Raw genomic sequence first — 22,016 nt, 5'->3', positions numbered from 1 at the left:
GACTTAAAAAAGATCAAATCGCTATGATTTGATCTCTTTTTTACTATTTAAATGAACGTTTGCTTTATATAGGACCGTCAGTATCATTGCCGTGCTTCATCTGGTGCAATGAACTTTCTACATAAACTTGTTCGGAGTACGAGGCGTTTTTGATCCCATCATCTGCTCCTACATTCAGGCTTCTCTTCTTGGCGATATAATCGACTAGTGCTCCGAAGCCGAGAAGACTGAGGATAATGATTAACCAAACCATGTGGGTGCCCTCCTTTATTTCCACAATTACATCTCTTATAGAATATTCTAACAATAATTTCCTGTTAGCACAAAGAAGCGATGAAATCTCTTGAATCGCTGGAGCCGTTCTAGCTTTTCTTTTCTGTTTTTATTCTAATAGGGAATCGGAGAACCTCCAACCTTACGTTATTCATCTTCAACACTTATCTCAAAGAAAGAATTCCTTTTTTGCAGGTTAACGCTCCATTTGTTTTGCTCTGCTTTATAACTGATGGATTGCACCACTTTGACACCCTCTTCTGTTTTACTTAACGCTTTTCTTAATGCTTCTGATTCCTTAAGGGTAGCCCCTTTTGGTTTCTCCTTAGACATAACTTCAACTTCACCGATCTTACCTTGTCCGGGATAGGATTCCATTACACCACCTTCTACCCATACTTTTACTCGGTCACCGACGGAAACACCATCAACCTCACCCGATCCCCATAGGGCTTCGTGATAATCTTTACTCCCATCGTTATTGACATCCTTTGCATTTGGATCAACGACCAGTATTCTTGAGTCCTTCTTATCCATTACGTAGCCTGTATAAGACGGTTTACCCAAGTTTTTATTAACAGGTTCCTTAGAAGAAGTACAACCTGCGATAAATAGATTCGCCAGCAACAAGCAGCCCATAAGAATTAGTCTCTTTCTCACTTTGGCACCCCCTCTTTTATTAAATTCGTCGCATTCATTCCTTCAAAAGTTACAACCTTGTTCAAGCTGGACCGAAGGAGAGGTTCATTGTCCCTTTCTCTGAATTGCCAAAGTGGGGAAAACGCCCTTGGTCTTTTGCTTGAAAGAATTTGCGAAAGGGAGATTACATAAAAATAGTTAAGTTCTCTTTCAAAAAATTCACTTTCACAAATTACATGTTTGTAGCTCTTTAGACCTCTAATCTCAATTCTTACATCTCCGCTCCCTTTACGCATAGTTAAATTTAAATAGTTTAAACTTGGGAAAACAAATAAAATGTTAGCGGTTAAAAACAAAAGCAGGAATCACTTTTTCACAATATATTTTCCTGAATATTCAAGTTATGATAGGAACAAGTCAAAACAGAAATGGAGGTTATACATAATGGAAAAAGCTAAGAAAATTGGAATTGTGTCAGCTTTTGCACTAGGTTTATTAGCTGGTTCGTTCTCTGTTCCAACAAATGCAGAGGCATATCCTGCTTGTGAACCGCACCATACCGATTGTCCAAGTGATCCGTGGAACTATTAAGATGACAAAGAAGCACAAGACGGCTCTTGTGCTTCTTTTTCTTTAATCTAGAAATTTATATATAGGCTGCTAGAAGCAGTGGGAAGTTTTACTCTAATTACGCAAAATCTTCTCCATCGCTTTTCCCTTCGCTAATTCATCAACCAGCTTATCCATATAGCGAATTTCCTGCATTAGTGGTTCTTCAATCTCTTCCACACGCACACCACAGATTACACCTTTAATCATGGCGCGGGAAGGGTTGAGCTCAGGTGCTTCTTCAAAGAAGGTTTCAAAATCTGTTTGTTTTTCCAGCTGTGCTTCTAATTTTTCCTGATCATATCCGGTTAGCCAAAGGATGATTTCATCGACTTCTGATTTCGTGCGTCCCTTTTTCTCTGCTTTCTTAACATAGTGAGGATATACACTTGCGAAACTCATTGTATAGATTTTATGTTTCGTCATCATCCATCTTCCCTTTCTGATATAATTTGGTTTAAAAACGTATAATTCGGTTGTATGCAAAAGAGGATTTTATGAGTCTTGATGGATCTTCAACATCATCTACGTTTAGAGAGGTGTATAGAGCGCTAGTTATTGCTTTAAGTTGCTTATGTACTGCTATTATAACATGGTTAGATAACTGGATTCTCTCATGTATTCTAGTGTTAGGGGCTTTAATTTGTGGTTCTATAGGGGTTGTCGGTCTAATCCGAATGATTACAAACAAGCATAAATTCACCAGGCAGCGGTAAGCACAAATGTAGTGCACTACCTATTGCTATACTTGGCATACATATTCCCCTCTTCGTTTAACGATCACCACTTATAGTTCGAACCTCTTCAAGAAGAGGCGCAAAAGATTGATAGACTTCAACATACTGAACGGCCACAAATCCTACTAAAAATAACGCCACTGCCCCATAAATATACATCGCCATTTTGAAATAACGACTATTCCTCAATGTTAAATAGAGAATCCATAGAATATTAAACATGAGAATACTAAATGAAAAGAGCATCTTAATTAGAGTACGACTCTCATTTATATTCACCATGACCTTCGTACCAATAATTCTACTTTTCTCGTCCTTTAACACATACGTTTCTTCTTCATCAAAGATATGCTCTACCGTCAAATCCCCCGTCTCTTCAGAAAAGGTATACGTATAAGGTGGGAAATGAATATTAAGTATATAAAGCAAGAAAGTCGACAGGACGATGAACAAGAGAAAGATCAACATCATCTTCAGCCATTTGCCCAATATAACACCCTCCAAGGTTTAAACTCTTTCCATTTAAGGACCAAAAAACAACGTTCCCCATATGTGAGCCACTGGTGGAAAGAATAAAATTAGCAAGGCTAAGTTCCCGTAAAACCCAGTCTTCCCTACCCATTTTGTAACGTTCGGTACTGTATTAAATCGTACTAGCACCCATCCCATAAACCCAATAATGAAACCGATCATACTAATACCGTAAAAAACAAAATAATTTGAGCCTAATACAGAGAGGTCTAACAACGCTGTCAGGATCGATAGGAGTAAGAGAATCAATCCAAGCCAATTACACCCTTTCACAAATGCCCTTTCCAAAGAAACTTCCTCCCTTTATCCATATAACTAATGATTGCTCCTCAAAGCCATTATTTTCTCTTCTTATCACGTTACGATTTGACATTGATTACGTTTCAATTAAATGGAAATAGTTTGAGACAAAAATAAAAGGAGCGTCTTCATAGCTCTATTAAGCTATGAGTATGCTCCGCTATGTTGAAACTACTTTTATCCTTACATTTTGCTTTTAATTATTTCTACATTAACATATTTAACCATTATACTTAAAACGTGCCTTCGGGTACTTGACCCTTTGTCAGCCTATCTAGTTCTTCTTAACAGCTAATGGTTCTCCCACTCGAATAGAGGAGGATCGTTTCAAGGCAGGATGAAGCTCGACCTTACCCTTTTCAAATAATAAAATGACCGTTGAACCAAAGGAGAAATAGCCTACTTCTTCCCCTTTCTTAACGTTAGAAGAAGGATGAGTGAGTTCAATTGTGTTGACCCACATCGCACCGACTTTCACCATCGCAAGCCAAGTTCCGTCTTCTTGCTTTAGATCAGAGACGATCCGATAGTTTGTCGAAAGGGGAGATTTTCCTAATGTGAGTCCAAGTTTGTTTACAGGAGTCGACTTCCCACCAAGATCGTATTGCTTCATAACTATGGCATGAGCAGGAGCATGAATGGGATGATAATCTGCCGGGCTAAGGTACAAGACAACAAATAGCCCATCCTTGTATCGTGCACTCATATCCTGGTCTTTTAGCAAATCTTCTATAGAATAGGTAAGGCCTTTCACCCTAATACAAGAATCCATTACTTGACCAAATTGCTCTACCCGTGCATCTACTGGACTAACAAATTCGTTCTCGTTCCCCTTAACAGGCCTGGAGTCAGTTTTTAATTTCCTTATAAAGAAATCTTCTAAAGAGGTGAACTCTTTACGGTGCTTCTCTATTTCTACTTCATTGATCTTAAACCATTTTGCGTATATGGGAATGAACCATTTGCTTATGGAAGTTTGACTTGTTTTCTGAAGGAAGCTGCCAATTACATTATTGTTGAATAACCGAATAAGTCCGCGATACACCTGTTTTTTCACGTTCCCGCCTCCCTTCATTTTGAATGCCGCGAATTTCTCTGTAGGTTAGAATTCCCCAAATTCCATTCTTTTAAAAAGAAGCAAACCCAATAACCGAACTAACTCACTAGGTGAACTTCATCATTTTACAAATGAAGGATTGACTAAAAATACCAACTGTTATATTATGAAGTTAACTTCACATGAAATAAACTTCACGTGAAAGATACTTCATATTGTGTAGGGTGATACTGTTTGAAAAACCATATTCGAAGTCTTAGGAAAGAAGCCAACATAACTCAACAAGAACTAGCTGATTTAGTTTCTGTTTCTTCAAGGACAATCATTTCATTGGAAAAGGGGCGATACAATCCTTCTGTTCTGCTAGCTTATAAGATTGCGAAGATCTTTCATGTGCGTATTGAGGATCTATTTACTTTTGAAGAGGATGATGACAATGAATAGCATTCGAAACCTAATCATAACGATTGTGTTAGCCACAACTGGTATAGCAACATTCATTTACGGACTAGTTAAGGATCTGCCATTTGGAGTAGCTGGGTTAGGAGTTGCTTTGGCAGGAATCTCGATAGAAATGTACGTTAGGAATAAACGAGACACAACAACCGCGAGTGGGGAGAAACGAAGTGAGATTGAGAAGAACGATGAACGGAATGTGCTGATCAATGCAAAGTCAGGCGAGGCTGTGAACATGATTATGGATGCTTTTATTGTAATGGCTGCTCTCCTATCTGTTTACTTACAATTATCAGCAGTAGCTCAAACGCTACTCTTTTCTTTACTGATTATACGAATTGTGGTGAGGCCTGTGGTTAAACGTTATTATGAGATAAATATGTAAGCATGTAAGAAAACACAAGTGAAAGGGTGGAAAAATGAGTAGGGATCACGATCCTAGGCCAGAAGGACACTTAAAATTAACCGGAATTGTGGTTACTCCTTTTAAAGTTGTAAAAGAAGTGATTACATACTTCTTTAAGTTATGAGCGAATATATGGAATTTATGAGATGCATTGATTGAGATATAACTGTAGAACTCCTATTTCTATCAATAGGCATAAAGACGTTCTCGAGAAGGTTATTGATCTTTCCTCTTCCTCTTATAGCCTATATAAAGAGAGAGTATCCCTGTTAGAGTAAAAACCATAACCATGAATGCTGATACTTGTGTACTAGGAAGACTTCTTGTAAAGACATTGTACGCTGAAATGAACATAATAATAAATAGACTTATTAAGCTTAGAGAAACTTTCATACCTAACCTCCATATGGCAATTTCAATCTTACATAATATGGTACAATGTACATAAACTCTTGTCGAGAGATTGATTGAATGTGTCTTGCAAGTTGATATAAAGGGGGCGAATTGAATGAACAAAAATAAAAAGTACTTAGGATGGGCAACATTCGATGTGCTTACATTTGGGATTCCATTATATATTCGGAACCTTTATAAGAAACCAAGACAAACTCTTATCATTTCAAGCATTGTATTCCCTATTATTTTTATCGTGCTGTTGTTACTTCTTCCATGGTAAAATGAAAATTTCCCCCTCTCTATTCTAAAAATTAAATCTTATGTTTTACTCTCATTCACACTGGGAAAGCTATAACTGTACAACGAATTCCAACAGAAAGGATGAGATCAATGTATAAGAGATCACAATACCAGCCTGTCGGAGGAGAAAACGATACATCAGCAGCAAAAGAAGTAATCTATTCTAAAGAATTTAAGAAAGCCGACATTGCTGGCGGATATCGTAAACCAAAATTACAAGAAGCCAAAAATAGTAACCCTCAGTTACCGTAAAGAGGTTACATGTAAACAAGCAGCCTAGAGATAGGCTGCTTTTGGTTTTTTTCGCTACTTTTTCTTCGTACGTTACCCCTATATGTCTGAATGAGCTTCACTTCACCTTATCGGCATAGCTCGTTTTCTCCAGTATTTCATCAGGCATCATCATCGTCCACTCTTCTACAGAAACGCTAGGATTCTTCTTAATAAAATCTTGCATAATCCTATAACCGAGCTTGTAATGAGACCTCATAGGCAATTCATTATTACCATTTCTAATTTCTTCTATATCTTGTCTATCATAATCGTAGCGTTTGTCCAACACTAAGTTCCAAACTGTATCCCATTCATCTGAAGTTAATGTGTCATTCCATTTCGGGATTACGTCAGGATAAATCATCTGCGCAAAGGAATCCGCGCCGCCCTCCATTAAAGAGTAGCCCATTAGATCCTGCTCTTTTCTTGGATTAATGTTGAAGTGGACAATATGGTGGTATTCATGAGCGATAATGTATCGAAGCATCTCTTCTGTATATTGTTCGGGTTCTATATTTAATACGATTGTGTTTGGAGTTGCAAACCCTGTTACTCCATTCATATCATCTATTACACTGAGTTGGTCTGGATTAAATGGGAATACATAAATTTTTGTAGTCGAATCTAGTGGCAGTAGATGAACAGACTGCTTTAATGATGTTTTTAATGAATCTAGTATATCCTCATAATTCTCATCAAGCTTTTGAACGGATGCCTTAAGCTTATCCACATTTCGTGGCGGTTGAAATGATAGATGACCTTGTAAGAAATGTCCGTTTTCTTCCCCGTACACGGTTTTACGGAAGGGCTCGATTACCGTGGATGTGTAGGCTTCGGTTTTACTCTTCAGTGGTTCTTGTTCAATGATCTGAACATAGTTGAATATTGGTTCGAGTACTGGTATGATCTCGAATTCTTGATTAGCAATGGTGACCTTGGTTTCTTTGGCATGTTTTAAGGTGTAACGTTCACTGTTGTCTGCTTCCTCCGTGTCTTCTAGTGTTGTAGGTTCGGTACCATCTTGTCCCTTCTCTTCACAACCCGTTAACAGAGACGACGCCACATATAATAGAGCTATAAATACCCCCTTTTTCTTCAAACTGCTCCCTCCCGCATTGAATCTATTTAACGGGACAATGAACCTGTCCCTTAGTCCCCGTCCCTTAGTCCCGTTTATAAATTCTTAATCCTATGAATCTCGCCTATATTATATCCAATCCAAGGTCCCAAAAAAGGGAGGAGTGAGAAGAAAGAGTCGTTTGTTACAGAGTCGAAGTCCAACATAAACAAACACAACGTAACCCCCATACTCAAGACCGTTACGACGATCGCTTCTACCCCCTTTTGGCGGATCCACTTTCTTTCCCCTTTTTGATCTTTGTCAAAAGCTAAGACGTAGCGAGCTGTTTTTGTTCCTAGTGGCCTCCCTGTCATAAAACCATAAAGGGAATTGGCCGCGATCCCCCAAGAAAGCAGACAAAAACCAAGCAACAGAACAAAAGCTGATCCTGCTTCTTTTGAATAAAGAAACAAAAAGAAAAACATCAGAAAAATAAGCAACATAACTACATTTGACTGAAGTAATAGCTTCTTTTTCATTCGCTTCACTTTATCTAGATCCCAGTCAATTCCAATCACACCCTTTCTAAATTCCCCTCTATTTCATTAACTGTAGAAAACACTCCAATAAAAAGTTCGTTCCATTTCTCTTACAATAGATACGGAACAAAATGGAAAAAGTTCCTATTTATTTGAAAAATGAAACAAACTTGTCGATTTGTAAAACTGCACACAGCTAACCTCGAACTAAAAATGATCTCCTCCCGTCTTTATTGAAATGCATCGAAAAAACATCTTTACCCCATCTACCGAATAGAATTAATAAAAATACACGCACGAAATGGGGAATCTTCTTGCTACAAGTATCAGGAAGTCCATATCCAACCACCCTTCCAGTGAACACGGGTCCTTTGGAGGAAGAAATTATAAAAGGAATGCAGAATTCGAGTGAGTTATACTCCTATTCTTCCATGAATGAATTGTTATTTGATCTAAACGTTCGGAAAAACACGATCGAAAGTGCAGAGGAAATGAGTGAAGGAGAAGCGACCTTTCGAGGGTTTCGCTCGGCTACTTGTAATCCCGATTACTGGTATTTGACGCCAGCTGGCGGATTCTTAATTAAACCAACTGTCCTTCCTTCTGAAGGCATTCAAGATATTTATAACAACAGTTCCCTATATGCGTATGAATGTGCAACTGCTTGTGTCATCGTTTTCTATCATGCTGTTTTAAAAAGTATTGGTGCATCTTCATTTAATGACCTCTTCCAAAACCTTTACCTATACAGTTGGAATACAGATCCGGATCTTGGAATTTACACGTATTATGCGAATGATTTCTTACCTGGAGATGTTGTTTATTTTAATAATCCAGACTATGACCGTGTAAACGCAAATTATAGAGGGGAAAATGCCGTTGCTATGGGGAGCGGGAAATTTTTTGGACATGGTATTAACATCGTAACAACCGAAGAGATGATTGAATTTCTAAATAGTAAGAGGTACGAAGGAAGTAATCGATCTGCCTATTTAACAAGCTCGGTCACGCGATTACTTGTCAACCGTTTCATGCCTTATTCGAATACGTATAGAACCCTATCACCTTCTGCTCCACTGTTATCGATTCACCATAACAAAATCTCCATCTCGCTTATTCAACACATTTACTACCTCTCAAAAGGAAGCCGGAATTCGTAACCCCTACCGTGACATGTACCCATTTTTTGGGTTGACGGGCTCGAAATTGGAATAGGTGCGTATACTGTAGTGACAAATAACTAGTCTGAAAGGAAGAATGAATATGTATGCTAATGTTAACGCACCTGCAAATGTAAATGCCCCTGCGAATGTGGCTCCTGCTTATATGGGCCCTTCTTACGGCATGATGCCGTGCCGTAACGACAACACGTTTGTATTAATTGTTGTGTTGTTCATCTTGTTAATCATTGTTGGCGCTTGCTGTTATTACAACTGCTAATCAATGATCTAGGCCAAAAAAATAGTGAAATTTCCTAATATAAAAGGACATGAGCCTCGTTTGCTCATGTCCCTTTGTTTAGTAAACATTAAATTGTATATCAGAATTCGCCTGCTCTAGATCTCTGACAAACTTTCCATACCCATTAAGAGCCAGCAGGTACTTTTCAGATGTGGTGGTGAGCACGATCCGGTCATTAATCCGACCTGGTATACCAATTACAGTGGCATCCCCTGGACCAGCAAAGTATTCCGACTCTTCCACCTTTATAATATCATTTAGAGGAATGGTCACTCGTGAGAAAAGGTGTTTCACTTCTAATACATCACCTTTTACTTTCCAACGCACTTGAAAGAAGTAAACGATCGTTAGAAATACGAGTAAACAAAGACCTATCCAAAGAACCGTCATGCTTCGCACCCTCCTTTATAGTATCTACGATTGGGGGTGAATGATCGTTTCAATCGATTTACATGGGAAAGGGAGAACTTCTATCATATCCCTATTCTATTACCCTATAAAGGCTATGGTCGAAAAGAAGCACTAGAATCATTCAACTCTCCAAGCTCGATCCGATTCCCATCAGGATCTGTTAAAACAGCAATCGTTCCCCAATCAAATTCAAGCCTTCTCTCTTTGAAAGTAGCTCCACGACTCTCTAGCTGATGAACTTCAACGTCTAAGTCTTGCACATCAAATCGGATCACAGTTGGATTTTGATGCCTGGCCTTTTCCTCATTACTTCCAACCCCGCCTTGTTCGACCATTAAATAACATGAGGAAGATCAAAAGAGACGAGCGTGCTTTTTACATTCCTTACAGGTAGCTTAAGGATATCTTTGTAAAAGGTTATGCATTCTTCGTAGTTCTCGGTAAAAACGATTAATCCAAATTCACGAAATTTCATATGTATGCCTCCTTTAGTGATGTAGATGGCAAGGCATCCTTTTATACCCCTATCCAAAACCGCTTCACAACATTGCCATTCTCCTCGATGTGATCCGTGTCTTGGACGCCCCCGTTATTCAAGATCGTTTTCATAGATCCTTCATTATCCGCATCGCATACAACCAATGCTTCTTGTATGCCAAGCTCTTTCGCTTTCTCGAGCGCTAGTTGAAGGATAGATGTGGCGTATCCTTTACGACGTTCGGACGGACGAATACCGTAACCAATGTGACCTCCACTCTTTCGTAGAAACTCCGTTAACCCGTGACGAATATTTACGATCCCAAGAATTCGGTTGTTCTCATTCGTCAGCCAAAAGGTAGAGTCAGGCAGCCACCCCTCTGGCTGACCAATGCCTCTTGAATTATTTCGTAAGTAAAGAAGCATCGCTTCAAAGTCTGCCGGGTCCTTCTGAAGAACGAATGGAATCATGTTCTCTCCACTTTCTACCCATTCGTTATAGTAAGAGTGGTAGGCTGCTTGTAACTCGCTTGATGGTTCTACTAGTTTTAGATGTTGCTTCATTTGGACCTCTCTCCTTTGGTAAATTTTCACTAGTTTATCACAAAGGGGGAGGGCTTGAAACTGTTAAAGTGAAAATTATTTCATACATGAGTTTCTTTAGAATTGGTCTATTAGTATATAAATCCTTCCCTAATCTCTTAACGGTTGCTCCTGTCTTTACGTAAATTTTCATTTTACTTTTTTTACAAGTTCCTTTATAATCCAGTTAACAAAACTTAACCGGTTAAAGGAGGTTACCCATGAACCAAAAGACAATAGAAATCATCGAAACGTATGAACAATTAAAGGCTATTAGTGATCCATTGCGGACGAAAATGCTGATGTATTTAGTCGAGCAGCCACATACAGGACACATGTTGTCACAGGAACTGAATCTCTCAAGAGCTAAAATCCTTTATCACCTACGTGAACTCGAGAAGCACAACATCATTCAGCTAGTGAAGAAAGAAGAACGCAGGGGAAATATCCTAAAGTATTATCAAGCAATCGCGAAAGGGTTTATTCCTGCTGATCACTTGCTTACTTATTCAGAATCTCAAGAAGCTACAAGGCAATCGTATTTAGAAGTATTAGACCGTGCCAAAACACGAGTGTTAACCGCTCCAGAAGAATCCTTTCGGCTTGAATCAAAAGAAGTAGAAGAGTGGGATCGCCTTTCACTCCAGAAGGAAGTATCCGTTAGTAAACAGACTTTCGTAAAATTCACAGAGAAATACCGCTCCCTACTGCAAGAGTTAGAAGAGGACAATTCAGAAGGAGATCAACATGATTACTACATAATGACCACGGCTTTACGTATAGATGAGCCTCTGTTCAAAAAGGAATAAACGAAAGGAAAGGATGCGAAATATGAATGACGCTTTAGCTACCTCAAACAGTTCGATATCAGGACGCTTATGGAAGAATCAAAAGTTTCTCTATTTGTGGTTCTCAAGTACAACATCTTTCCTTGCTTTATCTACCTATCTATTTGCTGAACAGTGGTATATCGTTCGTGTCCTTGATCAAGAGGCTCTTCTAGGGGTCGTCTTAATGGTCACTATGATCCCCCGGATTTTCCTTATGACGATTGGAGGTGTACTTGCCGACCGGTTCAGAAGGTCTCGCATCATGGTGATATCTAGTTTAGTAAGAGGGGTATTAATGATCGGCATGATGATCTTCTTTCAATTAAGTCTGCTGGCAATGGCACCTCTTATTGCTTTTGCATTATGCTTTGGAGTTGTCGACGCCTTCTTCTCCCCTGCCAACTCATCACTTGTACCTACACTTATATCAAAGGAGAAGCTAACGCAAGCGAACTCTTTTATCCAAAGCTCCAATCAATTCGCCATGTTCACAGGTCCAATCTTAGGTGGTTTTGTGTTAACAATCAGCTCATTTTCTGTATTATTTGCAACAATCGCTGCTCTTCTTTTCCTCACCTCCCTCTTCTCCTTCTTCATTAAAGAAGAGGCACAAATCGAGAAATCAACACCCTCAACCAAGACAGAATTAAAAGATGGGTTCCGCTACGTATGGAATCTTCCCTTTTTAAAGAACATACTGATGATTATCATCTTTATTAATTTTTTCTTCTTTGGCCCTCTCCTTATAGGGATCCCCCTCATCGTCGATCATGCCCTAGATGGAGAACCTCTGCAATTAAGCTTCATGCAAAGTGCTTATCAAGGGGGAATGCTAACGGGAGCCCTTCTTATAGGGGTAATTAACCTGAGGCGAAAAAGAGGGATTATGATTTTATGCTTAATGACCGTCCTGGGCATTTGTTTGTCCCTACTTGGTATGATTCATCACCTATGGCAAGGGATGGGCTTATTAGGGGTGATGGGCTTATTATCATCCGTTATTAATGTCTCTCTTATCTCAACCATCCAAGAACAAAGTCGATCAGATAAGATTGGTCGTGTCATGAGTATCGTGAACGCCTCATCAAATGGACTCGTTCCGTTATCATACGGATTCGTCTCTCTCTCTTTGCTTGTACATCTCTCCATCCCTACAGTTATGGGGCTTTGTGGATTGGTGATTACGACTCTTTCCGTGTGTTATACCTTTAGATCGACGATAGTGCGAAATATAGACTAGTCCGATTTAGGCATTCCTTACAGTATAGGATTCAGCTTTCAACCAACAATAAAGGTGATGCATGTAAGAAGGAGGGATGGTATGAAACCAAATAAACCATCTAAAGGAAATTCGAAGTCCCCAATGAAAAAAGGCTATGCCGGTACAGATCCTCAGAAAGTAAAACAAGACATTCAAAAGGATTTAGACGCTGGAATCGGGGACATGACGTCTCGCGAGGCTGGATCGATGAGAGACTGATGTACCATAAAAAAGGTAAAGAGCACGTGGCTCTTTACCTTTTAATCTTCACCTATAATTCTAACTTCTGTTTCAAGGTCTACACCGAACTTCTCTTTAACGGTTTCCTGAACGTGCCTAATTAAGTTCACGTAATCGGTTGCCGTTCCTCCGCCTACATTGACCATAAATCCAGCGTGCTTCGTTGAAACCATGACGCCACCAATTTGAACGCCTTGTAAGTCACTGTCTTGAATTAACTTCCCAGCAAAATAGCCTGGAGGCCTTTTAAAGACGCTGCCGCAAGAAGGGAATTCTAAAGGCTGCTTCGATTCACGTTTGAATGTTAAATCATCCATCTTTTCCTTAATGACATCATACTCACCTTCTTGTAAAGCGAAGGTAGCTTCTAATACGAGTAAGTTCCGATCCGGAATGTTACTAGTTCGATATCCTAACCCAAGATCTTCAGCACTTACGGCTAAAAGCTCACCCTTATCCGTCACGACGACCGCGCTTTCAAGCACATCGGAGACCTCGCCACCGTATGCACCTGCGTTCATATAGAGGGCTCCGCCTGTTGTGCCAGGGATTCCGCATGCAAATTCCAATCCCGTTAGCTTTTTCTCTAGAGCATATCTAGAAACATCAATAATCTTAGCACCAGCTTGAGCTGTTATTTTGTTTCCATTATGACTGATATCCTTCATCTTCCCTAAGAAAAGAACGACACCTCTAATGCCACCATCTTTAATAATCATGTTAGACCCATTCCCAAGGAACGTTACAGGTACTTCATTCTCATAGCAATACGCCAGCACTTCTCCCGCCTCATTGTTACTTTCAGGTGAAACCAAAATATCCGCTTCCCCACCAGTATGAGTGAATGTGTAGGTTCTTAACGGTTCATCTTTTTTTACATGGTTCACGTTAATTAACTTTGAAAGATCTTCGTACCATTTCAATTTTGTCATATCTATTCAATCCTTTTGTTTCATTCGTCTAGTTTATATTATGAACATACTTTTTCTTTGTTCACAATCATATAGAATTCTAAGCATATTAAACAACTCTGATCCAACTGAATGGAGAATAGGTCCATTAATAGGTCCATTCTTAAGTCAGAACGCCCTTCTGCAAGAAAGCATATGTATTCTCTCATTTAATTTCACTATATAAAATAATATCATACTTCAACACTCTATAAATCACATACCTCTAAATTCCTCTTCAAATTCCGGGACAAAGGGGACAGGTTCATCGTCCCTTCGTGTCTCGAAAGAAAAACGTTTTAGTGAAAGTATAGGTCAGGCACCACATATAAAAACGGACAAGATGCTTAAGAATCTTGTCCGTTTTGTTATTCCTTACCTTTCATGAAACGGGACAAGGAACCTGTCCCTCCATCCCATGTCCCTCCATCCCACTAGTTCACCCCAACTTTTGATTCCTTCCCTTCTACAATCAAATCATAATAAATCAATGACTTTCTATTTGTGTCCAACTCGTTCTTTTTCCATGTTTTCTGCAAGAACACTTCAGCAACGGCGGTCTTACGTGCTCCTCCTTTGACCGCATCTTCAAGAGACACCACACTCTCGAAAATCGCAGCCATTTTCTCTGCTAGGTGCTTTGCGTAAAATGTTTGCTCCTCTTCACTGTATGAAGTGAGCTGGCTAATCTCTTGATCTAGCTGATCCACTTTCTCATAGACAAGTGATCGCTGGACTTGAAGGTTAGCAGGTAAGGCGTCTAATGAAGTCTTCATCTCTTCTATGAAAAGGTTGTGAACCTGAAATTTCTTCATCAGCTTCAGGACCTCAAGCCCAAGGATATTCGCTGTCCCTTCCCACACGGTGAGCACTTGGGCATCTCGTAATAGACGAGGCATGACAAAGTCTTCGATATAACCATTCCCCCCATGCATTTCGATGCTTTCGTGACAGAAGTGGATGGCCTGTTCTGCGGTTTCTTTTTTCAAAATAGCAATCAGCAGGCGCTCGAAAGCAATACCACGCTTTGAGGCTTTCTCTGGCTCTTTGGCAATGTTGTCAAACAGGGAGATCATCTTAAAGACACTACTCATTTCGACTTCTTGCTTCGCTTTCAATGAGACAAGTGTATCCCGAACCATCGGGAAGTCTTTTAATGAACTTCCGAATGTAACCCTTTCGTAGGCATATTGCTTCGCTTCAAGATAAGCTCGTTGCATAATACCGATTGAAGCAACGGCGTTACACACACGTGATAAATTTAAAGCTTCCATCATGTAATAGATGCCACGCTCCGCTTCACCTACGAGGTAGGCTTTGACTCCTTTAAACTCCACCTCAGCTGAAGGGACGGCTCTAACACCTAATTTGTCTTTTAAACGACGAATGGATATCCCTTCTGCCGTTTGCTCGCCGTCTTTCCAAGGAACGAGGAACAAACTAAGTCCCTTAGATCCATCCCCATCCCCTTCTCTTCTGGCCAGCACCATAGCCACACCGCACATTCCTGCATTACTAGCAAAATACTTCTCACCCGTAAGCCGGTACACCTTTCCGTCCTTAATCGCTGTTGTTTCATTCGCTCCAACATCTGATCCACCCTGCCGCTCAGTCAAAAACGTTGCGCCTTCATACAATTCCACATCTCCTGTTGAAAGTACATGAGGCAAGTATTTCTTCTTCAATTCATCGCTGGCATAATGATCGATTAAGTAGGCAGTGGCCATTGTTAATGTAACCGGACAATAGAATCCTGGCTCTGTATGAGAGAGGAGATACCCTTGCGCATACGAATAAATGTAATCCCCTTTCCGCCCAAGCTCTGGGATAGGTTTATGCACGTATCCAACGATTCCCCGGTCATACGTTTGCTGAATGGTCTTCTTATATCCTTCGTTTACCCACACATACGAAGTGTCGTTCCCCATTTTATCGTACTTGATTAACTTCGGCTGGCCTTCCCGGTCGGTATGTGCTGCGCGCTCATCGATCTCGGTTGCACAAAGCTCCCCGTATTCATCCAACTCCCGCTTCGCCCACTCGGCAAAATCATCATCTAAATATTGATCAAGAATAAACGATAGATTCGGATCTTCACGAAAATAGTTCATGTTAGACCTCCTTCACGACTTCGGACTGACGTAACTGATGCTTCAAAAGCTTACCCGTCGCATTCCGCGGTAGCGCTTCCAAAAAATCATAAACTCGAGGGATCTTATAATCTGCAACCTTCCCTTTCAGAAAAGAAGACAATTCTTCTGAAGAAGTCTCACCCTTTTGTGGCACTACAAAAGCTTTCACCGTCTCGCCCCAGTCCGGATGAGGAATGCCAACGACAGCAACTTCTGCAACAGATGGATGCGTCTGAAGCACTTCTTCAACTTCTTTTGGAAAAATATTCACCCCACCTGATATGATCATATCCTTCTTCCGATCGATGACCCAGAAGAACCCTTCCTCATCGCGCTTCCCAACGTCGCCTGTATAGAGCCAACCATTGCGAAAAACTTCGTGCGTCTTCTCAGGATCTTTATAGTACCCTTTCATAACCCCTTCACCTCTAAGCACAATCTCGCCGACTTCACCAGGTGGAGCAGGCTGTCCGTTTTCATCAACAAGATCGATTTCACTATTTAAGGCTGGACGCCTTCCGATACTACCTGCTTTAAGGTCATGCTCTTCCGGTAACAAAAGTGTGCCGTTAGGACCCGCTTCGGTTAATCCGTATACGCACATGAGGCGGTCGGTTTGAAACTGTTCTTTCAGAAACTTTACTTCCTCCGTACCAAGCGGGGCACCCCCGTAAACCCAATACTGCATGGAGCTTAAGTCGTATTCTTTCACATTTGGATGTTTGGCAGTTAGTAGATAAGCGACTGGAGCGCCGAAGAAGTGTGTGACGTGTTCTTTTGAAACAAGATTAAGAAGTAAGTCTGGGGTGAAGGTTGGTGCTAGGATGTGTGTAGCTCCGACGTAAGTCGTTGACATCATAAATAAGTGGAGAGGAGCAGAGTGGCTAAGTGGCATCATATGGAGTACGCGACTTCCGGGCTCCATTTTCATTTCAATCGCCATCATGGTGGCAACAGTTTGAATATTTCGGTTCGTAAACAAAACGCCTTTTGGTTTACCGGTCGTACCAGATGTGTAGAGGAGTGCGACTTCATCATCTTCTTTTGTCGTTGAGGTTCGAGGTGTATTAGGAGAAGCTTTAATGAGCGCTTCCATCGAACGCCATCCGTCATCTGCGCCCCCTGTCTTCAAACAAACAAGATTGGAGTCAGCGAGCGGCGCTACTTGAGGAAAAAGTAGTTCATGTGTGAGAAAGGCTTTGGCATCACTATGCTCGACAATATAGAGGATTTCATCATATACGAGCTTAGCGTTGATTGGGACAATGACCGCATCGAGTCTCTGTACGGCGAAGTAGCTATACAAAAATTCTTCTGTATTCGGCATATGAAGAATAACCTTATCCCCTACGCCAACACCTAAGGAAGCTAGTCCATTTGCCAACTGGTTTACCTTCACATCCCATTCCTCGTACGTCACTCGATTTCCATTTGACACAATCGCTTCCTGATCAGGGCTCCTACGTGCTTGCATGGCTAATAGTTCAGATCCATTCATTTCGTTTCCTCCTCTTGGTTTTGGAAATTCACACGAAACTGATCCAACATCGGCGCCTATACGTCATATCTTACATCCAATCGCTCCCTTCCTCCCCCCTTATCTGTGCACCTCTTTATAAACATTTGTCAAAACTTTCTGATTACCTAATTTACCATTTACGGTAATGTCACCTTCAATTCCTTTTTTTATGGGAAATTTATTTTGAATGATTGTCATTTTTATTCCATAATGATAGTACCATCATGAAATATATGGTAATACCTCTTGCCTCAATGCTATATGCATGAATGTCTATAAAGAATGGAGGACCACCTTGAAGAAATTTATCCTACTAACCAGTGTAACAGCCTTTGGTATTATGCTTTTTCTAGGGGGATATTTCGTTGGAATCAACTCGCCTAATGAAGCCTCAAGGGAAATTCGATTTGGACACCAAAACAGCGAACATCCAAACCGAGTAGATGACCGATATGTGTTTACAGATGTAGAGAATCAGACGATCATAGATACCGTCATGATGATCTATGTACATAAGAAACCAATAGAGAATGCTAATGTAAATGAAGAAAATCCTGACCTCTATATGAGCGTAATGAGCCCTCGAAAATCTGTAGGGTTAATCGATGCACGTATTTGGTTCACAAGTGACGGGGCGATTATAGGAGAACGGAATGGAGAGAGTTGGAGTGAGGTAGAGTATTATGAAATGGATGAAAGTGAAGCTGCCTATATCAAAGGTATTGTGGAGTATGGAGTGGAATAGCAAAAAATCAGATCAGAGCCCTCTCACTTTGTTACTCGCTATGAAACTCCTCATAACCTAGGAAGTAAATCATTAACCCGATATAATACACGAGACTTACAAGGAACAAATTCCTCACTTCGAGTAATGTACATAACACACAAAAACAGAATCCTCCCAGCAATAGCGGTATAATCGCAATTCTTGTAGTCTTATTTAAGGTTAGAATCCCAAAAATAGTCACGAACACAAACCCTGCCATTACAATAACCATAATAGGAGTCCATTCTACATCGGTAGACGTTACGACAGAAATCGTCCCACCCACCAACAAAACCCATAACATAGCGAAAATCATCTGCCGCACCATAACCCCTCCTATGTATCAAAAAAACACGCCACTCAAAGTGACGTGTCTGTTTATTATTATTCTGTAATCTTGCAATACTTTCCCTGATAATATCCGAGCGGAACCCCGTCTTTAATACTTAAGTTCTTCACTTCACCGATATAGATCGTGTGGTCTCCTGCTTCGTGGCTATCGTAAAGGCTACACGCAATGTTCACAATCGAATCTTTAATGGCGGGTTGTTCTTCAAAGCGGTCAAAGGTAAGCTCCCACTTTTCTTTTACCATTCCAGCAAAGTAGTTCGACATATCCTCTTGTTCATTTGAAAGGATATTCACTACAAATTGGCCCGACTCTTTAATGTACTCATGCATTCTAGCTTTCTTCGCCACAGATACAGCGATTAGTTTCGGATCCATTGAAACAGACATAAATGCATTGGCCGTCATGCCACGCACTTCATCATCCGTTTCTGTTGTCACAACAGTGACTCCTGTTGCGAATTTACTCATTGCAGTCTTAAACATACGATCGTCCATCAACAACACCTCATTTATTTTTATTAACTATAATTAGCTTCATCTCTGTCATTTCGTCAACGGAGTACCGAATTCCTTCCCTTCCCGTACCACTTTCTTTCACACCACCATAAGGCATGTGGTCAACACGGTACGTCGGGATGTCATTTATAAGTACACCACCTACATGAAGTTGATCCGCCGCTTCAAAAGCGTGGTGGATATTCGGTGTAAAGATACCTGCCTGAAGCCCATAGCGAGAGTCATTTACCGCGTTGATTCCTTCATCAATCGATTGAATGCGATTGATGACCACAACTGGAGCGAACACTTCTTTACAAGACACCTTCATATCCCGGTCCACATTCGTTAACACTGTCGGGCGCATCACATTCCCCTCAACCGTTCCACCTGTTTCAAGCACAGCCCCACTGTCCACCGCTTCTTGTACCCAAGAAAGTGCGCGTTCTGTGTCCTCTTTTGTTATTAAAGAGGAGAGGTCAGTAGCTGAATCAAGCGGGTCGCCCGCTTTAAGCTTCTCCGTTTCTGCAACAAAAGCACGCAAAAACGCTTGATAGACAGCGTCGTGCACATAAATGCGTTGAATGGATATACACACTTGCCCTTGATAGGCAAACGCCCCCATCACGGCGCGCTTTGCTACATCAGCCAAGTCCACCCCTTCATCAACAATAAGCGCCGCATTTGAACCAAGCTCAAGCGTCACTTTCTTTAATCCCGCCTGGTTACGAATCCCAATTCCCGTCTCAGCACTACCCGTAAACGTAATCATCTTCACTCTCGTATCCTTAACAAGTCGGTCCCCTACAACACGCCCACTTCCTGTTACGACGTTACACGCCCCTTTCGGAAGACCCGCTTCTTCTAAAAGCTCAGCCAAAAAGAAGGCAGATAGTGGCGTGGCGGATGCCGGCTTCAGCACCACTGAGTTTCCTGCTGCAATCGCAGGTCCTACTTTATGAGCAACCAAATTCATCGGAAAATTAAATGGCGTAATGGCCCCAATGACTCCAATCGGCTCCCGCACTGTGTAACCAACACGATTCTCACCACCAGGCGCCGCATCCATCGGCAACGTCTCGCCGTAACGGTTACGCGCTTCCATCGCCGCAAACCTATACGTCTGTATCGTGCGCTTCACCTCAACCCGAGCCGCCTTAATCGGCTTCGCAGCTTCATTTGCAATAATCGCTGCCGCTTCGTCCTGTCGTTCCTCTAGTAAACGAGCAAGTCGATCAAGAACCCCCGCTCTCTCGTGTGAAGAAAGAGCACGCATTAAATAAGCCGCCTCCTCAGCCGCCCCAATCGCCCGATCCACGTCCTCTTTTGTACCTTGTGGGATATCAGCTAATTTCTCCCCACTATAAGGAGAAAAAAGGGGAACATACCGCTCCCCTTCCACCCACTCACCGCCTATATAAAGATGTTTCTTTGTATACGTATTCAAAGTACCCACGAACCATTCCCCCTTGAATTCTTCACATAATTGTTCAATTAATGTTTGTCTTTCATATAAGTCCCTTTAAATGTAGACTTGGAATCACGTTGGTTGTTTTGCAATAGTTAGAGAAACGTTTCCGTTAACTTTTATGGAGAGTAAGATGGTCCGGGAAACCACTCGCTTTCCGCGGGCGAGATGTCGAGCCTCCTCGGGCAAAAATCATGCCCTGCGGGGTCTCGTCTACCTCTTCTTCCCGCAGGAGTCTCGCAGTTTCCCGGACCATCTTTTCTGTATTAGGAGTAACGGAAACGTACTAAATTTGGAGAAAGGGAGCTTATAAAACATTGAGCGTAGGTCCGTTCATCACCTTATCGTCAGGGCAGGCTTGGGGACTGCGAGACTCCCGCGGGAAAAGGAGCCTAGGGGAGACCCCACAGAGAGCGCAAGCGAACGAGGAGGCTTCCCAGCTCCCCGCAGGAAAGCGAGTTGTCCCCAAGCCTGCCCAAGCACTCATGTGGCAACGGACCTCCCCCCACAGCCGCCTATATAATGAACGTTGGTTTCTTTTTCTTCAGCGTTGGCTCCTGGAGTGGGAGGGTCTTGCCTGTGTGCACATTCTGCACCAGCGAGGCCTCGTTGAACCAGCGGTCTGGCGCTTCGTGTCCCCAGAAGGTCTGGCGCATGGGGTCATTGATATCCCAGCGGATTGGCTTAAAGTCCGGATCACTTGTTAAATAATCACCGTTATACAGCTCAATCCGGTGCCCATCTGGATCTCTTAAATACAAGAAGAATGCATTCGATAATCCGTGTCGGCCTGGTCCTCGCTCGATGCTATCGACATAGCCCATTGAGGCGAGGACGTCACAGGCGTGAATCAAACTTAGCTGGTCACTGAGCCAGAAGCCGATATGGTGAAGACGAGGTCCGTCTCCGTTCATGAAGGCCACGTCGTGAACACTTGGTTTACGATGGAGCCAGGCGGCCCAGATCGCTTCGTCATCTGAAGATGTGTACTCCGAACACCGGAAGCCAAGCTCTTCTGTGTAAAAGTCATACGCTTTTTGAACATCAGAAACCATGCAGTTGAAGTGATCAATCCGCTGTACTCGGGCTCCGCGGTACTGATCATAGCGCTGTAGCATCCTGTCTACCGTATCCATTTTGGCGAAGAACTCTACTGGTATACCTGAGACGTCCTGAACTCGGAAGGAACGCCCAATCGCTTTTTGTGAACCTGCTTCCATCCACTTTACTTTGTACCCTTTACCGTCAAAAAGACTTGCAAGAGTATCAAGGTCTTCCTCACGCATCATCTTGTAGCTGATGGCTTCGACAGAGGCTTCTTCTCCTTTTTTCAACAGAAGACTGTGATGGTTGTGTTCTTCTAAACCTCTGTAGTAGATATGCGTATCATCGGACTCTGTCTCCACAAAACCGAGTGCTTCATAAAACGTACGTGACGCATCCAAATCTTTTACGTGTAAGACAGCACGAGCTGAACGAATAATATCAAATGTCATT

The 22,016-nt window shown here is 41.6% G+C and carries 30 protein-coding genes; 11 read left to right on the top strand and 19 right to left on the bottom strand.

All coding sequences use genetic code 11. The features are described 5' to 3' along the window. Positions 1–64: 64 nt before the first annotated feature. Both IEW76_RS08195 and IEW76_RS08190 read right to left on the bottom strand, forming a co-directional pair. Entirely contained in the window at positions 65–253 is a 189-nt protein-coding gene (locus IEW76_RS08195; protein WP_188652681.1) for a hypothetical protein, read from the bottom strand. A 167-nt stretch (positions 254–420) separates the two neighbouring features. Next, on the bottom strand, positions 421–933 hold the full coding sequence (locus IEW76_RS08190) for a YobA family protein (protein ID WP_188652679.1): 513 nt from the start codon (positions 931–933) through the stop codon (positions 421–423). Positions 934–1,356: 423 nt separating this feature from the next. Between IEW76_RS08190 and IEW76_RS08185 the strand changes: the two genes are divergently transcribed. Beyond that, a complete protein-coding gene (locus IEW76_RS08185) occupies positions 1,357–1,503 on the top strand; it encodes a hypothetical protein (RefSeq protein ID WP_188652678.1) in 147 nt (48 codons plus the stop codon). Positions 1,504–1,596: 93 nt separating this feature from the next. On the opposite strand, the gene IEW76_RS08180 is transcribed toward IEW76_RS08185, so the two are convergent. The 4 genes from IEW76_RS08180 to IEW76_RS08165 all read right to left on the bottom strand — a co-directional run bounded on the left by IEW76_RS08180 (position 1,597) and on the right by IEW76_RS08165 (position 4,146). After that, positions 1,597–1,947: a DUF2200 domain-containing protein gene (locus IEW76_RS08180; protein ID WP_188652677.1), complete on the bottom strand. Its 351-nt coding sequence runs from the start codon at positions 1,945–1,947 to the stop codon at positions 1,597–1,599. A 347-nt stretch (positions 1,948–2,294) separates the two neighbouring features. Then, positions 2,295–2,747, bottom strand: a complete 453-nt coding sequence (locus IEW76_RS08175) for a hypothetical protein (protein ID WP_188652676.1) — start codon at positions 2,745–2,747, stop codon at positions 2,295–2,297. A 33-nt stretch (positions 2,748–2,780) separates the two neighbouring features. Beyond that, positions 2,781–3,077: a hypothetical protein gene (locus tag IEW76_RS08170; RefSeq protein ID WP_188652675.1), complete on the bottom strand. Its 297-nt coding sequence runs from the start codon at positions 3,075–3,077 to the stop codon at positions 2,781–2,783. Positions 3,078–3,363: 286 nt separating this feature from the next. After that, the gene (locus IEW76_RS08165) at positions 3,364–4,146 is read right to left on the bottom strand and encodes a phosphatidylserine decarboxylase (protein ID WP_188652674.1); all 783 of its coding nucleotides are present in this window, start codon (positions 4,144–4,146) and stop codon (positions 3,364–3,366) included. 234 nt (positions 4,147–4,380) lie between these two features. On the opposite strand from IEW76_RS08165, the gene IEW76_RS08160 reads away from it, so the two are divergent. The 4 genes from IEW76_RS08160 to IEW76_RS08145 all read left to right on the top strand — a co-directional run bounded on the left by IEW76_RS08160 (position 4,381) and on the right by IEW76_RS08145 (position 5,956). Further along, the gene (locus IEW76_RS08160) at positions 4,381–4,590 is read left to right on the top strand and encodes a helix-turn-helix transcriptional regulator (protein WP_188652673.1); all 210 of its coding nucleotides are present in this window, start codon (positions 4,381–4,383) and stop codon (positions 4,588–4,590) included. Then, positions 4,583–4,987, top strand: a complete 405-nt coding sequence (locus tag IEW76_RS08155; RefSeq protein ID WP_188652671.1) for a hypothetical protein — start codon at positions 4,583–4,585, stop codon at positions 4,985–4,987. Before IEW76_RS08160 ends, IEW76_RS08155 begins: the two co-directional genes overlap by 8 nt. A 529-nt stretch (positions 4,988–5,516) precedes the next feature. Further along, positions 5,517–5,684 carry a hypothetical protein gene (locus tag IEW76_RS08150; protein WP_188652669.1) on the top strand — a complete coding sequence of 56 codons (168 nt, stop codon included), beginning with the start codon at positions 5,517–5,519 and terminating at the stop codon, positions 5,682–5,684. 110 nt (positions 5,685–5,794) lie between these two features. Then, entirely contained in the window at positions 5,795–5,956 is a 162-nt protein-coding gene (locus IEW76_RS08145) for a YfhE family protein (protein ID WP_188652667.1), read from the top strand. Between the two features lie 97 nt (positions 5,957–6,053). Here the strand turns inward: IEW76_RS08145 and IEW76_RS08140 are convergent, their stop codons facing one another. Next, positions 6,054–7,076, bottom strand: coding sequence for a DUF2268 domain-containing putative Zn-dependent protease (locus IEW76_RS08140; protein WP_188652665.1), 1,023 nt, complete (start codon positions 7,074–7,076; stop codon positions 6,054–6,056). Positions 7,077–7,150: 74 nt separating this feature from the next. Continuing rightward, positions 7,151–7,615: a hypothetical protein gene (locus IEW76_RS08135; protein ID WP_229721166.1), complete on the bottom strand. Its 465-nt coding sequence runs from the start codon at positions 7,613–7,615 to the stop codon at positions 7,151–7,153. A 275-nt stretch (positions 7,616–7,890) separates the two neighbouring features. On the opposite strand from IEW76_RS08135, the gene IEW76_RS08130 reads away from it, so the two are divergent. Together IEW76_RS08130 and IEW76_RS21020 are read left to right on the top strand one after the other, a co-directional pair. Continuing rightward, positions 7,891–8,736 carry a protein-glutamine gamma-glutamyltransferase gene (locus IEW76_RS08130; RefSeq protein WP_188652663.1) on the top strand — a complete coding sequence of 282 codons (846 nt, stop codon included), beginning with the start codon at positions 7,891–7,893 and terminating at the stop codon, positions 8,734–8,736. A 103-nt stretch (positions 8,737–8,839) separates the two neighbouring features. Continuing rightward, positions 8,840–9,016: a YjcZ family sporulation protein gene (locus tag IEW76_RS21020; protein ID WP_156969096.1), complete on the top strand. Its 177-nt coding sequence runs from the start codon at positions 8,840–8,842 to the stop codon at positions 9,014–9,016. Positions 9,017–9,094: 78 nt separating this feature from the next. Here the strand turns inward: IEW76_RS21020 and IEW76_RS08120 are convergent, their stop codons facing one another. From IEW76_RS08120 to IEW76_RS08110, 4 genes are all read right to left on the bottom strand, one after another. Further along, positions 9,095–9,427: a SunI/YnzG family protein gene (locus IEW76_RS08120; RefSeq protein ID WP_188652661.1), complete on the bottom strand. Its 333-nt coding sequence runs from the start codon at positions 9,425–9,427 to the stop codon at positions 9,095–9,097. A gap of 113 nt (positions 9,428–9,540) precedes the next feature. Beyond that, the gene (locus IEW76_RS20825; protein ID WP_229721165.1) at positions 9,541–9,783 is read right to left on the bottom strand and encodes a VOC family protein; all 243 of its coding nucleotides are present in this window, start codon (positions 9,781–9,783) and stop codon (positions 9,541–9,543) included. Further along, positions 9,783–9,923 (bottom strand): VOC family protein, encoded by a 141-nt coding sequence (locus tag IEW76_RS20820; protein ID WP_229721164.1) that lies wholly within the window; start codon positions 9,921–9,923, stop codon positions 9,783–9,785. The genes IEW76_RS20825 and IEW76_RS20820 overlap by 1 nt, the downstream gene beginning before the upstream one ends. A 41-nt stretch (positions 9,924–9,964) precedes the next feature. Further along, positions 9,965–10,489 carry a GNAT family N-acetyltransferase gene (locus IEW76_RS08110; RefSeq protein WP_188652659.1) on the bottom strand — a complete coding sequence of 175 codons (525 nt, stop codon included), beginning with the start codon at positions 10,487–10,489 and terminating at the stop codon, positions 9,965–9,967. A gap of 239 nt (positions 10,490–10,728) precedes the next feature. Here IEW76_RS08110 and IEW76_RS08105 point away from each other — a divergent pair, with 239 nt between their 5' ends. From IEW76_RS08105 to IEW76_RS08095, 3 genes are all read left to right on the top strand, one after another. Continuing rightward, on the top strand, positions 10,729–11,316 hold the full coding sequence (locus IEW76_RS08105) for an ArsR/SmtB family transcription factor (RefSeq protein WP_188652657.1): 588 nt from the start codon (positions 10,729–10,731) through the stop codon (positions 11,314–11,316). A 22-nt stretch (positions 11,317–11,338) separates the two neighbouring features. Beyond that, the gene (locus IEW76_RS08100; protein ID WP_229721163.1) at positions 11,339–12,577 is read left to right on the top strand and encodes an MFS transporter; all 1,239 of its coding nucleotides are present in this window, start codon (positions 11,339–11,341) and stop codon (positions 12,575–12,577) included. Between the two features lie 81 nt (positions 12,578–12,658). Further along, a complete protein-coding gene (locus IEW76_RS08095) occupies positions 12,659–12,817 on the top strand; it encodes a hypothetical protein (protein WP_188652653.1) in 159 nt (52 codons plus the stop codon). 41 nt (positions 12,818–12,858) lie between these two features. Here the strand turns inward: IEW76_RS08095 and murB are convergent, their stop codons facing one another. The 3 genes from murB to IEW76_RS08080 all read right to left on the bottom strand — a co-directional run bounded on the left by murB (position 12,859) and on the right by IEW76_RS08080 (position 17,418). Continuing rightward, the gene (gene murB, locus IEW76_RS08090; protein ID WP_188652651.1) at positions 12,859–13,770 is read right to left on the bottom strand and encodes a UDP-N-acetylmuramate dehydrogenase; all 912 of its coding nucleotides are present in this window, start codon (positions 13,768–13,770) and stop codon (positions 12,859–12,861) included. A gap of 452 nt (positions 13,771–14,222) precedes the next feature. Then, a complete protein-coding gene (locus IEW76_RS08085; protein WP_188652649.1) occupies positions 14,223–15,899 on the bottom strand; it encodes an acyl-CoA dehydrogenase family protein in 1,677 nt (558 codons plus the stop codon). Position 15,900: 1 nt separating this feature from the next. After that, entirely contained in the window at positions 15,901–17,418 is a 1,518-nt protein-coding gene (locus IEW76_RS08080; RefSeq protein WP_188652647.1) for a class I adenylate-forming enzyme family protein, read from the bottom strand. A gap of 316 nt (positions 17,419–17,734) precedes the next feature. Here IEW76_RS08080 and IEW76_RS08075 point away from each other — a divergent pair, with 316 nt between their 5' ends. Next, a complete protein-coding gene (locus IEW76_RS08075; protein ID WP_188652645.1) occupies positions 17,735–18,184 on the top strand; it encodes a hypothetical protein in 450 nt (149 codons plus the stop codon). Between the two features lie 31 nt (positions 18,185–18,215). On the opposite strand, the gene IEW76_RS08070 is transcribed toward IEW76_RS08075, so the two are convergent. From IEW76_RS08070 to hpaD, 4 genes are all read right to left on the bottom strand, one after another. After that, positions 18,216–18,530: a hypothetical protein gene (locus IEW76_RS08070; RefSeq protein WP_188652643.1), complete on the bottom strand. Its 315-nt coding sequence runs from the start codon at positions 18,528–18,530 to the stop codon at positions 18,216–18,218. A gap of 59 nt (positions 18,531–18,589) precedes the next feature. Further along, positions 18,590–19,051: a flavin reductase family protein gene (locus IEW76_RS08065; RefSeq protein WP_188652642.1), complete on the bottom strand. Its 462-nt coding sequence runs from the start codon at positions 19,049–19,051 to the stop codon at positions 18,590–18,592. Between the two features lie 10 nt (positions 19,052–19,061). After that, positions 19,062–20,498: an aldehyde dehydrogenase family protein gene (locus tag IEW76_RS08060; protein ID WP_188652720.1), complete on the bottom strand. Its 1,437-nt coding sequence runs from the start codon at positions 20,496–20,498 to the stop codon at positions 19,062–19,064. Between the two features lie 536 nt (positions 20,499–21,034). Beyond that, complete coding sequence (hpaD, locus tag IEW76_RS08055; protein ID WP_188652640.1) at positions 21,035–22,015, bottom strand: 3,4-dihydroxyphenylacetate 2,3-dioxygenase; 981 nt, start codon at positions 22,013–22,015, stop codon at positions 21,035–21,037. Position 22,016 lies beyond the last annotated feature (1 nt).

The sequence above is a fragment of the Pontibacillus salipaludis genome, from assembly GCF_014642405.1.
In the GTDB taxonomy this organism is placed as follows: domain Bacteria; phylum Bacillota; class Bacilli; order Bacillales; family BH030062; genus Pontibacillus; species Pontibacillus salipaludis.
Note: the sequence above shows the minus strand (reverse complement) of the source record. Positions and strands in the feature narration are given on the sequence as shown.